This window comes from Vreelandella sp. L-15, from assembly GCF_056857635.1.
In genome coordinates, this window is sequence record NZ_JBSXNN010000085.1 from 51,403 (window position 1) to 68,941 (window position 17,539).

General features: G+C 55.3%; 15 protein-coding genes. 9 read left to right on the plus strand and 6 right to left on the minus strand.

All coding sequences use genetic code 11. The features are described from left to right. Window positions 1-8: 8 nt before the first annotated feature. A complete protein-coding gene (locus AC13CY_RS12890) occupies window positions 9-434 on the plus strand; it encodes a CopD family protein (protein ID WP_044630638.1) in 426 nt (141 codons plus the stop codon). Window positions 435-483: 49 nt separating this feature from the next. Here the strand turns inward: AC13CY_RS12890 and AC13CY_RS12895 are convergent, their stop codons facing one another. Next, window positions 484-942, minus strand: a complete 459-nt coding sequence (locus AC13CY_RS12895) for a DUF2231 domain-containing protein (RefSeq protein ID WP_058578324.1) — start codon at window positions 940-942, stop codon at window positions 484-486. A 68-nt stretch (window positions 943-1,010) separates the two neighbouring features. On the opposite strand from AC13CY_RS12895, the gene coxB reads away from it, so the two are divergent. From coxB to AC13CY_RS12915, 4 genes are read left to right on the plus strand one after another with little or no spacing between them, the layout of a single operon-like run. Continuing rightward, window positions 1,011-2,075, plus strand: a complete 1,065-nt coding sequence (gene coxB / locus AC13CY_RS12900) for a cytochrome c oxidase subunit II (protein WP_074210739.1) — start codon at window positions 1,011-1,013, stop codon at window positions 2,073-2,075. Next, on the plus strand, window positions 2,072-4,597 hold the full coding sequence (gene ctaD / locus AC13CY_RS12905) for a cytochrome c oxidase subunit I (protein WP_172514357.1): 2,526 nt from the start codon (window positions 2,072-2,074) through the stop codon (window positions 4,595-4,597). Before coxB ends, ctaD begins: the two co-directional genes overlap by 4 nt. 4 nt (window positions 4,598-4,601) lie before the next feature. Continuing rightward, window positions 4,602-4,946 carry a hypothetical protein gene (locus AC13CY_RS12910; protein ID WP_172514358.1) on the plus strand — a complete coding sequence of 115 codons (345 nt, stop codon included), beginning with the start codon at window positions 4,602-4,604 and terminating at the stop codon, window positions 4,944-4,946. Between the two features lie 56 nt (window positions 4,947-5,002). Beyond that, complete coding sequence (locus AC13CY_RS12915; RefSeq protein WP_172515658.1) at window positions 5,003-7,255, plus strand: heavy metal translocating P-type ATPase; 2,253 nt, start codon at window positions 5,003-5,005, stop codon at window positions 7,253-7,255. Here AC13CY_RS12915 and AC13CY_RS12920 read toward each other — a convergent pair. The 5 genes from AC13CY_RS12920 to AC13CY_RS12940 all read right to left on the minus strand — a co-directional run bounded on the left by AC13CY_RS12920 (window position 7,176) and on the right by AC13CY_RS12940 (window position 10,961). Then, window positions 7,176-7,469, minus strand: a complete 294-nt coding sequence (locus AC13CY_RS12920) for a winged helix-turn-helix domain-containing protein (protein ID WP_054641096.1) — start codon at window positions 7,467-7,469, stop codon at window positions 7,176-7,178. The two genes, AC13CY_RS12915 and AC13CY_RS12920, sit on opposite strands and share 80 nt — an antisense overlap. 38 nt (window positions 7,470-7,507) lie before the next feature. Next, window positions 7,508-8,587: a PA0069 family radical SAM protein gene (locus tag AC13CY_RS12925; protein ID WP_172514359.1), complete on the minus strand. Its 1,080-nt coding sequence runs from the start codon at window positions 8,585-8,587 to the stop codon at window positions 7,508-7,510. A gap of 97 nt (window positions 8,588-8,684) precedes the next feature. After that, window positions 8,685-9,188 (minus strand): opioid growth factor receptor-related protein, encoded by a 504-nt coding sequence (locus tag AC13CY_RS12930; protein ID WP_172514360.1) that lies wholly within the window; start codon window positions 9,186-9,188, stop codon window positions 8,685-8,687. Between the two features lie 77 nt (window positions 9,189-9,265). Continuing rightward, window positions 9,266-10,300 (minus strand): helix-turn-helix transcriptional regulator, encoded by a 1,035-nt coding sequence (locus AC13CY_RS12935; protein WP_172514361.1) that lies wholly within the window; start codon window positions 10,298-10,300, stop codon window positions 9,266-9,268. Between the two features lie 40 nt (window positions 10,301-10,340). Then, on the minus strand, window positions 10,341-10,961 hold the full coding sequence (locus tag AC13CY_RS12940; RefSeq protein WP_483052632.1) for a DUF2201 family putative metallopeptidase: 621 nt from the start codon (window positions 10,959-10,961) through the stop codon (window positions 10,341-10,343). A gap of 449 nt (window positions 10,962-11,410) precedes the next feature. On the opposite strand from AC13CY_RS12940, the gene AC13CY_RS12945 reads away from it, so the two are divergent. The 4 genes from AC13CY_RS12945 to AC13CY_RS12960 are packed head-to-tail and all read left to right on the plus strand — an operon-like array spanning window position 11,411 to window position 17,425. Beyond that, window positions 11,411-11,926, plus strand: coding sequence for a hypothetical protein (locus AC13CY_RS12945; RefSeq protein WP_483052633.1), 516 nt, complete (start codon window positions 11,411-11,413; stop codon window positions 11,924-11,926). Next, window positions 11,923-14,847 (plus strand): SNF2-related protein, encoded by a 2,925-nt coding sequence (locus tag AC13CY_RS12950; RefSeq protein ID WP_483052634.1) that lies wholly within the window; start codon window positions 11,923-11,925, stop codon window positions 14,845-14,847. The genes AC13CY_RS12945 and AC13CY_RS12950 overlap by 4 nt, the downstream gene beginning before the upstream one ends. A 54-nt stretch (window positions 14,848-14,901) precedes the next feature. Beyond that, window positions 14,902-16,809, plus strand: a complete 1,908-nt coding sequence (locus tag AC13CY_RS12955; RefSeq protein ID WP_483052635.1) for a site-specific DNA-methyltransferase — start codon at window positions 14,902-14,904, stop codon at window positions 16,807-16,809. A gap of 10 nt (window positions 16,810-16,819) precedes the next feature. Further along, window positions 16,820-17,425: a DEAD/DEAH box helicase family protein gene (locus AC13CY_RS12960; RefSeq protein ID WP_483052636.1), complete on the plus strand. Its 606-nt coding sequence runs from the start codon at window positions 16,820-16,822 to the stop codon at window positions 17,423-17,425. Window positions 17,426-17,539 lie beyond the last annotated feature (114 nt).

A 17,539-nucleotide genomic window follows, 5' to 3' on the forward strand; every position in this document is an offset into this window, starting at 1 on the left:
AAGCCTCGATGCCATGGCTAAAACTGCTGCACATCGCCGCGCTGGTCATTTGGTGCGGCGCTCTTCTTTATTTGCCTGCACTTTTATTACAGGCGCTTCAGCTACGTAAAGATGCGGGCTTCGCTCAGGGCACGCCGCCCATGCCGCGTTTTTTTTATAACTCCATTGCTACCCCGGCGGCACTCGCTGCGATTGCCTCAGGCACGCTGCTATTTCTGTTGCATGGCCTGTTAGGGGGCTGGCTAATACTCAAGCTAGGGGCCGTAGTGTTAATGGTGGCCGCTCACGGGTGCTTTGGCTGGCTCATCCTGCGCCTGGAAATGGGAATTTTTAAAGGGGTGAAGGCAGCCAGCTTGTGTGCGCTGCTGTTGGCGCTGGTGGGCATCTTTGGCGTGCTAGGGTTTGTGCTCTCTAAACCGCTGGAGTGGAGCTAGCTCAATGGCCAATATCCAATTACGGGCTGCCATTGAGCCGCTCGGGTTACTATTCTACTTCAACGCCCACCGCGTGCTCGTACACCAGTTGGCCACCGAGCCACCCAGCCAGCGCAATCAAGCCGGCCGTTACCAGCGAGATGGCCAACCCCCACGGCAGCACCGCACTGGGCTCAGTGAAACGCAGCAGCCAGTTCAGCGACGCCAGAGAGAGCATGACCACAGCCACAATGGCGTGGCTCCAGCCGGTAATCAGGCGGCGAATGCGTGCTACCGACACCAAGTCAATAATGCCTGCCACCGACGCAATCCAGCCGCCAAACGCGCCGACACCCGCCAGCCAAAGCCCGCCGCGCAGCCAGAATGCATCCTGGGTATACCAGTAGGCAATATCGCAAGCGACCAGTGCCATCAGGGCCGCCACCGGGAAGTGAATCATTACCGGATGGAGTGGATGGCCAGCCAGCGACGCGCGGCTTTTGATCGAGCGTTGGGGAGTAGGTGTCATCGTCACTTCCTGTGGTTAGACAAAGCAAAACAGTCGGACAGATCAACTGCACTTCAGGGAAAACGCTAATGAGGGAACGTAATAGCGCTACGTCCGCCATCATGTCGTGTTTAACATCGCGACGAGCCCGTCAAGCCGCCTGCTGGCTAGGGCTTAGCCTGCTGCTCAGTGTCGCGGGCTGTACTGGCGACAGATCTATCTTAGACCCTGCAGGGCCCGCCGCGCGAGACGTTCGGTTAATTTGGTGGGTAATGCTGGGCTTTGCCACCATCGTGCTGATTGGTGTCACCGTGGTTTGGCTGTACGCCTTCAAGCCGCGCAACGTGGAGCGCACGCCTGCCCAAGAACGACGCATTGCCCGGCGTTGGATTATTGGTGGAGGCCTTGTGTTGCCGATCACCAGTGTGACTGCACTGCTGATGTTTGGGGTGCCCGCCGGGCAACGCATGCTACCGCTCCCGCTAGGCGAGCCGCCTGAAGTGATTGAAGTGATCGGCCACCAATGGTGGTGGGAGGTACGCTACCCAGGCGCCGAAGGCGGCGAAGTCGTCACCGCTAACCAGCTCGTCATGCCCGCCGGGGAGCCGGTGGATTTTCATGTGAGCGGGGCGGATGTCATTCACGCGTTTTGGGTGCCGCGCCTGGGCGGCAAAATCGACATGCTGCCAGGAAGGGTGAATAAAATCCGCCTGGAAGCCGATGAGCCCGCCGTATTTGGTGCCCAGTGTGCCGAGCTGTGCGGGGTGGGCCATGCCCATATGCATTTGTACGTCGAAGCCGTGCCTCGTGAAGCATTCGATGCATGGCTGGCAGCTCGCCAAGACGCAGAACTAAGCGAATTAGCGACGCAAGATACCACTCATGATGGTGCAAGAGAGGCCTTTGCGACCCACTGCGCGAGCTGCCATCAAGTGGCTGGCGTCAGCCAGGGCGATGTAGGGCCGAACCTCTCGGATATCGGTAGCCGCACGATGCTGGGTGCCGGTGTGATGGCCATGGAAGAGGGCGCGGTGAGCCAGTGGCTGCAGCAGCACCAAACGCTGAAGCCGGGCAATAAAATGCCCGCCCACGACGATATTGATAAGGACACCTTGGATGCCCTGGGTGCTTGGCTGGAGACCTTGACCCCATGAAGAGCGTGAATCAAGAGGCGGTAGAGCAGGACCCGCAGCAACTACACGAAGACCTACATGACATTTGGGGCAACCCGAAAGGGCTAAAGGCCCTCACCATCGTGAACCATACAACGCTCGGTCTGCGTTTTATGATCACCGGGATGGTGTTTTTCCTGATTGGCGGCATTCTCGCCATGCTAGTGCGCACCCAACTGGCGATGCCCGACCAGGACTTTATGTCGCCGGAGATCTATAACCAGGTCACCACCATGCACGGCACGGTGATGATGTTCCTGTTCGCCATCCCTATGCTGGAGGGGCTGGCGATTTACCTGATCCCTAAAATGATTGGTGCCCGTGACTTGGTGTGCCCACGGCTAACGTCGCTGGGTTATTTCTGCTACCTGTTTGGCGGGATCATCCTCACCTCCAGCCTAATTATTGAGATGGCGCCTTCAAGCGGCTGGTTTATGTACACGCCGCTGAGCAGTAAAGAGTTTGCCCCGGATTTGGGCTCCGATTTTTGGCTGCTGGGCATTACCTTTGTGGAGATATCAGCGCTCTCGGCGGGAGTGGAGCTGGTGGTGTCTATCTTACGCACCCGCACCCAGGGCATGGCGCTGCATAAGATGCCGCTGTTTGCGTGGTATATCCTCGCCATGGCGCTAATGATCGTGGTGGGTTTCCCACCGCTGATACTCGGCAGCGTGCTGCTGGAGCTTGAACGGGCGGTAGGCATGCCGTTTTTCCAAATTGCGGGCGGCGGCGACCCGGTACTCTGGCAGCATCTGTTCTGGCTGTTTGGCCACCCAGAGGTGTACATCATCTTTCTGCCTGCTGCCGGGATTATTTCGACGCTGATTCCCGTGTTTGCCGGGCGGCCCATCGTGGGATACGGCTGGGTAGTGGCAGCGATCACCATTATGGGCTTTATCAGCTTTGGGCTATGGGTTCACCACATGTTCACCATTGGCATTCCGCAGCTGGCCCAGGCGTTTTTCTCGGCGGCCAGTATGCTAGTGGCCGTGCCCACGGCGATTCAGGTGTTTGTCTGGATAGCCACGCTCTGGCTTGGCAAACCCAAAATGAAGCTGCCCATGCTGTGGGTGATGGGCTTTTTAATTATCTTTGTGTGTGGTGGGTTAACCGGCGTCATGCTGGCGCTGGTGCCGTTTAACTGGCAGGTGCACGACACCCACTTTGTAGTGGCTCACATGCACTACGTGCTGGTGGGGGGCATGTTCTTCCCGCTGATCGCCGGGCTTTACTATTGGTTGCCGCTCTTCTCCGGGCGAATGCCCTCCGAAAACCTGGGGCGCTGGGGGTTTTGGCTTACTTTCCTGGGCTTTAACGGCACCTTCTTGATCATGCACTGGACCGGGCTGCTCGGTATGCCCCGGCGGATTTACACCTATGAAGCAGGGTCGGGCTGGGAGATTTTTAACCTGCTCTCGTCGATCAGCAGCTTTGTGCTCTCGGCAGGGATTGCCATGGTGCTGCTGGATATCGCGCTGCACTTTCGGTTTGGCAAGCCTGCCAAGCATAACCCCTGGAATGCCGATACGCTGGAGTGGGCCAACACCATGCCGCCCAGCGCCTATAACTTTGTCAGCCTTCCCAATGTCGAAACCCGCCACCCGTTGTGGGATGACCCAAATCTGCCTCATACCATGGCCGAGGGTAAGCACTCGTTGGCGGTGGCTTCCCACGGCAGAAGGGAGATGTGGGGCACCGATCCAATTTCAGGCAAGGTGCGCGAGATTATCCACCTGCCCGGTAACTCCTGGTGGCCGCTGTTTGCCGCTGCCGCGCTGGCGGTGGTGTGCCTGAGCCTGCTGACCAAGGTGTACGCGTTGGCAGGCGTGTTCGTGATGATTGCCGGTATCTTTCTGCTGCGCTGGTCCTGGGAGAACGGTGCCCACCCCAAGGCGGCACCGGATGCAGGCGTCAAACCCGGCGACCCACCGCTTCACTCGCGCACCATGGATGGCCCCGGCCTCTGGGCGATGGGTGTTTTTCTGATCGCCAACGGATCGTTTTATCTCTCTTACCTGTTTGGCTGGTTCTACCTCTGGACCGTTTCACCCGAATGGCAGATGCCAGAGACGCCGCCGCTATCGCTCATATTAATGGGTGCAGCTGGCGTAGCGGTTTTAGCCGGTTGTGGTGTGATGGAAAAGCTGGTACGTGGGCTGCGCCAGCAGCGTGACGCCGGGCTAGGTGCAGGCTTCTATTTAGCCGCTGCGTTAGGCGCACTACAAGTGGGGCTAACGGGCTGGGCGCTGTGGCAAGCTGAGCTTGCCCCCACGCAAACCTCCCACGATGCGGTGATGCTGGTCGGCCTTGTCTATGCGCTGTTCCACGGCGGTTTAGCCGTCATCTTGACCGTGCTACAAGGGCTGCGAGTGGGCTATGGCTATGTAGGCGCTCATGCGCCTTTTGAGCCTGGCGTCGTAACACTGTTGTGGCGCTATAACGTGGTCACCTTTGGTCTATTAATAGCGGCGCTAGCGGTGCTGCCCCGCGTGTTAGGAGGGTAGGGCGATGGAACGACTCAACTTTACTCATCCTATCCATTTGGCGGTGGGGCTAACGCTATGGAGCGTTTGGTTCGTGGCCGTGTATAGCGGCCTTTCCGTGGCGTGCGCGGTCACCCCCCCTCCGCCCGAGGCGGGAGCGCTAACGCTCCTCAACGTAGGTTTGGGCGGTTTTACCCTAGTCTGTGCCGCCGGGCTTGTGCTCTTGGCCTGGGGGTGCTGCCGCACAGCCAAGCAGCATCAGGGGCGTCAGCGCTTTCATGCCGTGGTATCCGGTTGGCTCTACTTGTTTTCTGCCTTTGGCGTGGCGTTTGCGGGGCTACCCATCATTGGCGTGCCGCCTTGTCTGTAACCGTGAACAGTGACTCGCCTGCTAATGACGACGCACCGCTCTATACGCTTCATGGCATGTGGTGCACCAGCTGTGCGCTGGCGGTAGAGGGCGCGCTAGCTCGCGTACCGGGCGTCGCTCAGGCCAGCGTTCATTACCCTACTGCAACGGTATGGGTAAACGGCGCTCCCGCAGCAACCCAGTTGGCGGTGCTAGCCCCCGTGGTGAAGCGGCTGGGCTATCGGCTAAGCGAGTTAGAGCCAGTGCAAGATGCCCAACAGCGCTTAGCCCAAGAGAGCCGCTATCTCACGCTGCGCCTGATTGTAGGTGCGGTGTTGGGTATGTGGACCATGCTGGCGTCGCTGCTGATCTACGTGGGCGCGTTGCCCAATGCCACCATAGAGCTGGTCGTCGCTTGGGTGTCCGGTGCCTTTTCACTGCCCGTCGTGCTCTATTCCGGCCTGCCGTTTTACCGAGCGGGGTGGCGCACGCTATTGGCCCGACGTCCCGGCATGGATGTATTGGTAAGCCTGGGTGTGTTTGGCGCCATGGCGGTATCGGTAGGGCTGCTGCTGCGCGGCTCTGCTGAGGTCTATTTCGATACTGCGGTGATGCTGATTGTGCTGCTTCTAGTGGGCCGACTGGTCGAAACCCTGTGCAGGCAGCAGGGGCTCAAAGCCTTTGATGCACTAAGGCTGCCGGAGGATGACGTGGTGGTTTGCCAAGGCGAGCAGCGCGACACGCAGCCCGTTGGGGAAGTCTCCATAGGAGCCGTGATTGAAGTGCCCCCCGGTGAGCAGGTGCCTCTGGATGGACTGCTGGAAACGCCCGGCTGGCTGGATACCGCCACGCTCACTGGGGAAAGCGTGCCCCGTTACCTGCATGCTGGGCAGCGCGTCTATGCGGGCTGCCGCTATGCGGCGAGGCTAAACGCTGCGCCTTTGAAGGTGACTGTGACGGCCACCGTCGGCCAGCGGCGGGTGGATAAACTGTGCGAGCAAATGCGCCGCGCCCAGGCAAAAAAGGGCGAATTGCACAAGCTGGCCGACCGCTTTGCCTCATGGCTAAGCCCCGTAGCGCTGCTGCTGGCTGTGCTGACACTCCCACTCGGGCTGCTATTGGGCCTTGGTCTAGAAGACGCTGCTGTGCGTGCGCTGTCTGTTTTGGTGGTGGCTTGCCCCTGCGCGGTGGGGCTGGCGGTTCCGCTGGCAAGCCTTGCCGGTAGCAGCCAAGCGTTACAACAGGGCATTGCGCTTCGCGACCCTGCTGCTTTTGAAACCCTGGCGAAAGTACGCGGTATTGCCTTCGATAAAACCGGTACGCTCACCCGTGGGCAGCATCAGGTAGTGCATGCCGCGCTGCGCCAAGGCGAAGATCTCACGATGTTTCAGGCGATGCTGCACAACGCCGTTAGCCAAAGCGAACACCCGCTAGCCAGCGGTTTGCTGGACTGGGCGAACAAGGCTGAAACAGCAACGCCGCCCAAAGCGCTTCATAAAGTATTTCATAACGTACTTCATCTTGAGGAGCATCCCGGCAAAGGCCAGCAAGTAACGTTTCAAAACGGAGAGCAGTGGTGGTTAGGTAGCGCCGCATGGATAGAGCAGCAGCTTGGCGCGCCCTTGCCAGATAACGCCCAACACCCTGACTACGCCTTTGCTTCACAGGTGGTAGTGGCCAACAGCCGCGGTTGGCTCGCCACGCTTTACTGTGCCGACCAGCCGGTAAGCGATGCGAAAGCGAGCCTTGCCGAACTACAGCGCTCAGGGTACATCGTGGCGCTGATCAGCGGCGACCGTCAGGGGCCGGTGGGCTGGCTTGGCCAGCAGGTAGGGTTAGCAAAAACCGCCTGCTACGCCCAGCGTTCGCCGGAAGCCAAAGCGGCACTGCTCAAAGCCTTGCCGTCGCCCACGCTCTATGTGGGCGACGGGGTGAACGATACCTTAAGCCTTGCCGAAGCCGGGGTAGGCGTCGCTCCCATGCAAGCCAGCGAAGCCGCCCGCAACGGAGCGGCCGCACAGCTGCTTTGGCCTGGGGTGAGCGGTATCGTAAGGCTATTGGCACTGGCTAAGCGCACCCGCCGAGTTATGGTGCAAAACCTAGTGTTTTCGGCGCTTTACAACACGCTGGCGCTTGGGCTGGTGACCATGATGGCGGTCCCGCCCTTGGCCGCCGTGCTGGCGATGGCAGCAAGCTCGCTCAGCGTGACGTTAAATACAGCGCGCCTTGCGTGGGCAGAGCCTGACGAGGCTAGCGATAGCCCAATGCCTGCCCTAAGCGCTCAGCGTTCGATGCCACCCACTGCGGGTCAATCGCGCCCCACTGCTTAATGGTGTAATGGCCAATGTTGTGGCGCTCGCCGTCGCCTTTTTCAAACACACACTCAATATCTAGCTCGCCGAGCGACGCGATGGTGTCCTGGGCGGTGCGCCTCGGCATGCCGGTGGCTTCCATCAACGCGGGTACGCTGGCCACGCCTTGCTCAATCAAGTGGGCCACGTAAAGGCGGCGGTAAAAGCTGGATTTTGTTTTGCTGAGCGACATGGAGAGGGCGTCTTCTTAGTGATGGGTATTCCAGCAGTCTAATCAAATAAATCCCCCTGTGCCCGGGGCGGGCGAAAATCACGGGTATTCAGCCCCTGCTCGGTGCGTGGCTGCATGTTCCACTGGCGGCTAGCACGCTGAAACCGCTGGGCGATTAAGTCAGCGAATACTCCCTCACCGCGAAAGCGCTTACCAAAGGCAGCATCGTAGGTTTTACCGCCCCGACACTGGCGCATCAAACTCATTACCTTAGCGGCGCGCTCGGGGTAGTGGGCTTCTAGCCACGCTTCAAACAGCGGCGCGACCTCGTGGGGTAGCCTTAGCAGCATCCAGTTCGCGGTGCGCGCCCCGGCACGACTGGCGGCTTCCAGAATGCGTTCAATTTCGTGGTCGGTCAGGCCTGGAATAATCGGCGATACCAGCGTGCCCACCGGTATTCCCGCCGTGTTTAGCTCACGAATCACTTTCAGGCGCGCCTGGGGCGATGCCGTGCGGGGTTCCAGCGTGCGCTTTAGGTTAGCGTCTAGGCTGGTCAAACTCACGAACACCCGCACCAAGCGATGCTCTGCCATTTCTGCTAGTAGATCTATATCCCGCAAAATCAGCGTGCTTTTCGTCACTAGCGTCACCGGGTGGCGGCAAGCCAACAGCAATTCCAGCAAGCGGCGGGTGGTTTGGTAGGTGGCCTCTAGCGGCTGGTAACAGTCGGTATTGCCGGAGAGGTTAATGGGGCGGCAAACATAGTGGGGGTGGCAAAGCTCCTCTTTTAAATGCTCCACCAGCCCGTGGCGGGCGATCAGTTTGGTTTCAAAATCCAGCCCCGGTGATAAATCCCAATAGGCGTGTGACGGGCGCGCATAGCAGTAAACACAGCCATGCTCACAGCCACGATACGGGTTAAGCGAACGATCAAAGGGTAAATCTGGAGAGTTGTTCCAAGAGAGCGCGCTTTTACTGGCTTCCTCGCGCACTTCTGTTGCCAGCGAGGTGGTGGCCTCCTCTTGCCACCAGCCGTCATCCTCCGCCACGCTGCGGGTAGGGGCGAAGCGGTTATGTGGGTCGTAGGTTGCACCACGCCCTTTATGCACGGTAGCGCGGGAAGGGTCAAACGCCGCCATCTGCCACCTCGTAAGATATGTTGCTGTATATGTTTAAACATACAGTATATGGCGTATGAAAGAGGGTGCAAGCACGACGCTGCTAGCTCATGCTGAGCTAAAATGCTTCGTGCCAGTACTGTAGTGTCGTTTCTGATACCACGCCATGCTGCGTACCAATCTCAATAACCGCTTGCTGGAGCGCGCGGGCCAAAGTTGGTTGGTGGCATAACGCTAACGACCGAATCATGCGCGTAATACGCAGATGGTTGTGGCCCCCAGCTTTCAACCAGATATGGGTTTGTATCGATAGCGTTGGCTGAGCGGTGATGATGTTGCCATCCCGTGTTAGCCCCAAAAAATTTAACATTACATCCAGTGAGCGTTGCTGGTGGTGGCGTAAGCGCTCGTCATTCGCAAAAGCTGCTTGCACCGCAGGCGTTAAGAGCGGCGCAAAGCTATTAAAACGGCTCGCTTCTGGAATAGGAAACAGCCACTGAATATAGTCGTGGGTATGCTCTAGCCAAAACGGCGAGAGCGCCCAGATATCTTCAAGTAAACGCCCTTTATGATCGGGGGATTCACCGCGATAAAACGCGAGTAAGCGGGTATCGTCAACCATTCTGTCTCCCCATTAACGTTTTTTTCAGCGTGGCCATGCAGCGCCAATCCGAGCGCAGGCAGTTTTCGTACAAAGCCTCAGTGTGTCTCGTAGGTGAGCGTTGTGTCCTGGTAGTGCGCTAGTACCTGCTCAGCACTCTTTTTTAATGCCTCACGCCACGTGGCAGGGGCGGTGACTTTCACATTGGCGCCCATGCCCATCAGCCACCAGAGGGTTTGTTGGTCATCCGGCACTTGGGCGGTTAACCGGTACCAGTTACTGTCGGGGAGGGCTTCAATGGTTTGCGTCTCAGAAAGCGGTGTTTCCTGCAGCAACCACGCCACAGGTTTCGCGATCTCCGCTTCCAGCGTCACATCGCTCGGCCCTTGCCGATAACCAAACGCGCCGCCCTGAATGTAGCGGTCAATATCAAAATCAGGCTGTGCCTGCCAGGGGTGCTGGCTGAGTGTGGCTTGTTTAATGCGATGCAGGGCAAACTGGCGCAAATCCTCAAATCCGTTTACATGGGCCAGTAAATAGGTCGCGCTATGGCGGCTGACGATGCCTTGCGGATGAAGCGTGAACGGCTTTTCTGTTTCGCTGGAGCGCGACAGGTAGACGACATCAACCGCCTTCTGCTCTAGTAGAGCCTCGGAAATAGTTTGCCAAGTGGACTCATCTATTTCAGCCGGAATCAGCGCTTTACCGTTGGGAATGGCACGTACTTTTCGCGCCCATTGGCTAAGCCCGTTGGCGTTCATTTCATCCAATAACCGCCGAGCATCGGTAAAGTGGGGCGATAACTGCCCGACCACCACCGGAGGCAAGAGCCCTTTTAAATACTCTTCCGCTAGCACCAGCGTTAAGGCGCTGGGTACATCCAGTGCCGGTAGCTGGCACTGAAAATCACGATCAAAATACCAGCGGTAAGGCTTCTGGCTATCGTCGCAGCCAATCGGAAACTGAGTGGAGAGCTTCTGGCTAAGGTCACGCTGTAGGGAGCGAGTGTCGATCTTAAAGCCGCGCTCGGCAAGCTTCTCCTTTAGCACAGGGGTCGCGATACGCCCAGGAAAGCGGGGAATCAGCTGCAGCATGGTTAAATAACGAAAGAGCGTGTCGCGTGCATCAGACATAATAACGCCAACCTTGGCCGCTGTGATAAAGATTAAGAGTTTACCGAACCTCACAAAACTTAGCGACTCTCTCGGGTAACTCATGGGTCGCTTTGGTGATGAGGTGGGCGCGATGGCGCCAGAGCATGGCAACTCGCACATCGGGTTGCGCATTGGGCAAGTGCCACCAAAGCTCGGCAGGGTGAGTATCTGCCGTCACTTCGAGCGATGTGTCAGGGTGCCCCTCCAACCAGCGATACACCTCCATTGCATTGCGGCCCACGCACACCGGGAACAGCGGTGCATCAACCGGTAGCGCAACACCTAACGCCAGCAGCAGCGTGTTCACTTCATGGTCGCACGCCAGGTGCCAACGATGCCGGCTAGCCACCAAGGGGGCGGTAAGATGGCCTGCCACACAGTGCCAAATCAGATGCGCCTGTAAATAGAGGCGCGATTCCTCTGTGAGTGTGGCGCTATAGCGTGGGCAAAAATAGAGAAACTTGCCATCGGTGCTGGCGCTACCGAAATATTGATCAGTAATAGGAGACAACATTAAGAACTGGCTAAAAAAGCTCATAACAGGCAGCGTTTCGGCCCATGTGTCGCGATCCGCCTGCCACTTCACAAGCTCCTGCCGAGCGCAATCATCAGTAAGTAAACAATCGGGCATCATCACCATCACTTTTACTCTTTTTGATGTTAGAGGCATACGTTATGGTGGTGATGCGACAACTAATGTCGCGTTATTTTTGAATATGCATACTTAGGCGTTATGTGTGCCGCATGGGGGCTAAAGTGCTGCCGGAGCGCTGGCTAGTGACGTTAGCGTGGCGAGAAAAATAGACCAGATGGCAAGGCAGCTATACACCCTAAAAGCATAATGGTGAATAAGGAATGCCACGATTAGTCAAGACCACCATCGAGATTGACAAGTGGAAGCATCAGGGGCGCCAACAAGCGGCACGATGGCTGGGGTAGAGATATGGCGTGATTGGGTGATCTGAGGACGCGTATTACCTAAGCAGATGCCAGACATCACACCTTTGCGTAGAATACTAGGCAAGTTAGCTTAGCTTGATTAAGCCCAAGAGTGGCAAAGTAGCCACCGCAATCTGACAGGGAGGTAGAATGGTCACGGTTTATCCACGTCTAAGCGACGCTGAGTTAGAAGCATTGCCTTCCCGTACTGAGGCGAGTATTTACCGCAATGCCTATGAAATTGCCTGCTGGCTAAAAGAGCGTCACGACGCTGTCGCAGAGCCAGGGGAGTACCTGCCCAGCAGCCAAAAAGCAGTGGCTGTTTACACGTGGAAAAGGCCCCAAGACCAATGGCCGCTATTACAGAGAGCAATTGCCGAACTGGAGCAAGACGGCTTTCAACCGCAGGATATTTTACTGCTTACCCCCTTTAAGGTGGCTAACAGCCAAGTGTTGCAAGCGCTCCAAAAACAAAAACTACAGTACAACGAGCGTATGTTTAATGTTGCAGCGGTAAAAGGGCTGGAAGCCCCAGAAGCCCCAGTGGTGATCTTGGTCGACATGAATACCAGTGTTTGGGCTGCGAACCCGAAGGTGGAGTATTTAGGAGCGTCTCAGGAGCGGGTGAACGTGTTAGTGTTTATTTCTGCACAGGATTTTAAATGAGCATCACCGCCTACCACGCAAAATATTATGCCTACGAGTTAACCAAACGCCATGCTGATAGGGGGGTTGATCGCCTATCACAGTCTCTGTTTGATGCCAGTGTGGATTTAAACCCACACCAAATTGAAGCGGCGCTGTTTGCTATGCGTAACCCGCTACAACAAGGTGTACTGCTGGCTGATGAAGTAGGGTTAGGTAAAACCATTGAGGCCGCCTTGGTAGTTTGCCAGCTATGGGCGGAGCGTCGTCGCCGTATTTTGATAATTGCACCCGCCAGCTTGCGTAAGCAATGGGCACAAGAGCTGTATGAGAAATTCGCAGTCCCCACCAAAGTAGTGGATGCGGCTGTATTGCGCCAAGAGGCAGTCGGAAATGTGTTGCAGACGCTCGAATACATAACGCGTAGCAACATTGTGATTATGTCGTATCATTTTGCGACTCGACTGGAAGAAGAGCTGCGCGGTATTCCATGGGATCTAGTCGTATTGGATGAGGCCCACAAACTGCGCAATGCCCATCGTCCAAGCAACCGTATTGGACAAGCATTACGCCGCGCCCTGGAAGGGCGTAAAAAGCTATTGTTGACCGCCACGCCGCTGCAAAACTCGCTCATGGAGCTTTATGGGTTGTCTACTCTGATTGATGAGCATCTATTTGGCGACGATAAAGCCTTCCGTAAGCAGTTTGTGAATAATGATGCTAACCTGCCGGAATTGCGCGAAAGGATAAAACACTTTACCCACCGCACATTGCGTAAAGATGTGTTGGAATATGTGCAATACACTCAGCGCAAAGCCCTTACTCAACCCTTTGAGCCAACTGATGACGAGCAAGCAGTTTACGATGCTGTCTCAGCCTTTTTGCAGCGTGAGCACTCTTTTGCTTTGCCGAAAAGTCAGCGCCATCTGACAGGTCTGATTCTGCGTAAATTACTTGCCTCTAGTACTCCAGCCATTATGGGTACCCTTAGCAGTATTTATCAACGTCTGGAACAGCAGCTTAAGGAGATGCATGAAAATTTAGTCTCAGTGTCTAATGGCTCCAGCTGGTGGTACACCCTGGCGGATGAAGAAGACTTGGAAAGCGATACGCTTGAAGCATTAGAAGAACAAACTCAAGAGAGCGCGTCGGCAGCAATAGCAGCAGATGCTAATAACCCCACCAATTTAACGCGTGCCCTAGAAGAAGAAATGGCTGAACTAGGGGGCATTATTGAGCAAGCAAGTAATCTGAATGACCACACTAAAGCCAGCGCCTTGCTTTCTGCTTTAACCCTTGGCTTTGAGAACATGCAAGCCTATCGTGCGCCGCGCAAAGCGATTATCTTTACCGAATCGCGCCGCACCCAGGAGTACCTCCACCAGTTTCTCTCAGCTAACGGCTACGCGGGCAAGCTGGTGTTGTTTAGCGGTACCAATAACCACCCGGAAAGCCAAGTGATCTACCGCCAATGGTTGGAAGAGCACAGAGGCACCGACCGAGTGACTGGTTCGGCACAGATTGATAAGCGCACTGCCTTGATTGACCATTTCCGAGACAAAAACGGCGCGGATATCATGATTGCTACCGAAGCCGCCGCCGAAGGGGTAAACCTGCAGTTTTGTGCACTGTTGATTAATTATGACCTGCCCTGGAACCCCCAACGCGTTGAACAGCGTATCGGCCGCTGCCATCGCTATGGTCAACAGTTTGACGTGGTAGTAATCAACTTCCTTAATACCCGCAATCAGGCGGATCAACGCGTGCTGGAGCTACTGTCAGAAAAGCTCAATCTGTTTTCCGGCGTGTTTGGTGCCTCTGATGAAGTGCTGGGACGCATTGAAAGCGGCATTGACTTCGAAAAACGTATTCTGACCATTTATGATACCTGCCGCACGCCAGAGGAAATTGAAGCCGCCTTCAATCAGTTGCAAAGCGAGCTAGAAGAAGTGATTACCCACCGCGTGCAGGAAACCCAGGAAAAGTTGCTAGAAAACTTCGATGAAGACGTTCATGACCGGCTTAAACTGCGGCTGGACGAAGCTGAAGCCCGACTGGATAAAATAGGCCGCTGGTTTTGGGGCGTTAGCCGCTATGCGCTGGCCAAGTACGCCCGTTTTGAGCCACAAACCTATAGTTTTGCCCTGCAGGATGTGCCCAGTGATGTGAGTCAACACGCTCCGCCGGGACACTATCAACTAATTCGTGGGGCCACTCAAGCGGATATGCTGGCCCATGCCTACCGTTTGAGCCATCCGCTGGGGGAGTGGGCTTTGCAGCAGGCTCGTCAGGCAGCTACGCCAGTGGCAAGTGTCACCTTTGATTACCAACGCCATGAAACCAAGCTCTCGCAGGTGGAAGCGCTGGTTGGGCAGTCTGGCTGGCTGACACTGCAGCGCCTAGCCTTTACCGCTTTTGAAACCACTGAACGGCTACTGTTTAGCGGCATGACCGATAGTGGCGTACTGCTGGACCAAGAAGCCTGTGAAAAACTAATGTCGGTAGAAGCTCGGGGCGTGCCAAGCGCTATTTCGCTCCAGCCTCCAGCGGCCTTGGTCGAAAATAGCCAGTGCCAGTTGCAAGCGGTGACGGCCGAGCTGCTGGAAGATAACCAGCGGCTATTTATGGAAGAGCGCGACAAGCTGGAAAAGTGGGCTGACGATAAACTGCTGGCCGCTGAAGAAGCCCTTAAAAACACCAAGGCCCAGCTTAAACAGCACAAGCGCGATGCCCGTAAGGCCATCACCCTACAGGAACAAAACGCCTATCAGGAAAAAATCGCCGCTCTCGAACGCCAGCAGCGCCAGCAGCGCCGCGAAATTTTCAATGCCGAAGATGAGATCATCGACAAACGCGACGAACTGATTGATTCCTTGCAGGTTAGGTTAAAGGAAACCACTGAAACAGAACTGCTCTTCACCCTGCGTTGGCAGGTGGTGTAGCGGCACTTAAGCAATACCAGGATAGAACCACACCGCATCAGGAGAAAGAATCTAATGGACACAAGCCATCATACGACTGAGATTAATGAACTAGGACACAGCCCTGATGCCCAGCAAGAGCGACAGCAGCAGCTTTTAAACCTGCTACGCCAAACCGCTCCGGAAGTGATTAGCGACAACCAGTTAAACCTGGAGCGCCTCAAAGAGCTGATGGGAGAAGAGCGCCTGGCACCTGCCGAGCACTATGAGCTGAGCTGGGCAGGTAAAAAAGACGCACGGCGTGAGATTCAAAAGAAAACCAGCCACACCCTACGGCCGGATGCCAACAACCCAGAAAGCGCCCAGCACATGCTGATTGAAGGGGAGAACCTGGAAGTGCTGCGTGTGCTGCAGAAAAGCTATTACGGTAAGGTCAAGATGATTTACATTGACCCGCCCTACAACACCGGCAACGACAGCTTTGTTTACCCGGATGACTACTCGGAAACCCTGGACGAGTACCAAAAACGCACCGGCGAAAAAAACGAGGCAGGCTTTTTAAACAAACAGAGCCTGTGGAAGAAAAACAGCAAGGAAAGCGGCCAGTATCACAGCGCCTGGCTGTCAATGATGTACCCCCGTCTTTACTTGGCACGTAACCTATTGCGTGAAGATGGCGTCATCTTTATGAGCATTGACGATCACGAAGCAGCAAATTTAAAGTTACTTTGTGACGAGGTGTTTGGTGAGGAAAATTTTGTGTCAAGCATAATTTGGCATAAGAGGTATGCTGCTTCCAATGACGCAAAAGGTATCCCATCCATGCATGATTATGTTTTGGTCTATCAGAAATCAAGCAATTTCAACAGAAATCTTTTGCCAAGAACTGAAAAACAAAACGCATTGTACAAATACGATAGCAATGATGGAAAAGGTCTTTGGAGGCCCGATAACTTAACAGTAAAAACAGTTTCTGAAGCTTACCTTTACGAAATAACTAATCCTAACACAGGGGAGAAGTATTCGCCGACAAAAGGTCGTTGTTGGCTAACGAGCCAGTCAAGGATGCAAGAGTGGATTGATGAAGGTAGGGTTTTCTTTGGTAAAGACGGTAAAGGGGCGCCTCAGCTAAAAAGATATCTTAGTGAAGTGCAACAGGGCGTAATACCTACTACATACTGGTCTTATGAAGAAGTGGGTCACACTGATGGTGCAAGAAAAGAGCTGAAAAGAATATTTCGTGAGTCTGCACCATTTGATAATCCAAAGCCCACTGGCCTGATAAAAAGAATACTACAAATAGCTTGCTCGAAAGATGACATTATTCTCGATTTCTTTGCCGGTTCAGGAACAACTGTTCAGTCAGTAGTTGAGCTTAATTTAGAGGATGAAGGTGGTCGTCAATGTATAGCTGTGCAACTACCAGAAGTACTGGATGAAAAATCTGATGCCTACAAAGCCGGTTACCGCACCATTGCGGATATTACCCGTGCCCGTATTGAAAAAGTCATCGCCAAGCTAAAAGCCGAACACCCGGAAAAAACGGAAGGGCTGGCCTGTGCGAATTTCACCCTGGCACCCAGCAACTTCAAGGTGTGGAACAGCGATATCAGCGACCCCGGCGCTATTCGCCAACAGCTCGATGCTTTGCAGAATACTGAAAAAGCCCCTGATGAACAGATCGCTATGCTCACCGAGCTACTGCTTAAAAATGGCCTGGGGGCCTTGGGTGTTCATGCAATCAGCAAGCCGCGCAAGTTGGCTTGCGGCGTTACCGTTCACCGCGTGTTAAGAGAAGATGACCGCTACCTGTGGCTATGCTTTGAACCCTATGTTGAGGCCTTGCGCGATGAGATTCTCAGTGCCAGCCCGGCCCAGGTCATCATGCTCAATTCCTGTTTTGTGGGGGCGCAAGGTGATGAACAGCTGAGTAACCTGCAGCTTGATTTGGCCGCGCAGGATATCAGCCTGCTGGTAATTTAAGGAGCTTGATATGTCACACAAGATGACGCTGCAGTTTACTCATCAGGCCTACCAGGAGCGTGCGGTGCAGTCGGTCGTGCAGGTGTTTGACGGCCAGCCGCTGGCCACCGGGGAGTTTGAACTGGTCAGTTCCACTGCCAGCGTGAACTACGCCGGGGATGGTAGTATTGGCAATTCGTTGGTGCTCACCGAACAGCAGGTGCTGGAAAATGTGCACAAGGTGCAGGCCAGCAACGGCATTGAAACCGTTGCCACGCTGCAGGCCGACCGCTGGACCGTCAAGAGCGATGAGGGGCAGGTAAGCGACGAGTTTTGCCCACACTTAACCATCGAGATGGAAACCGGTACCGGCAAAACCTACACCTTTATTCGCACCATGTATGAATTGAATAAGGTGTACGGCTTCAAGAAGTTTGTTGTGGTAGTGCCCAGCGTAGCAATCCGTGAAGGCACCATGAAAAACCTGGAAGTCACCCGCAGCCACTTTGCCGCGGACTACGCCAACGTGCCCTGCCTGCCGATGCTCTACGACAGTAATCGGCCTAATGACTTACGCCATTTTGCTCAAAGCGATGCGTTGAGCGTGCTGGGAGTTATTGTCAAATCTGGTGTATGAGCATCAGGCGGCGTCTCTGCCGGATTGATCATCCACCCGTTCTCCATCCCGAAACTGAACGTTATTCACGACCAGCTTCAGTTGGTTAAACCCCTTGATCCGCTTCCAGCGTTT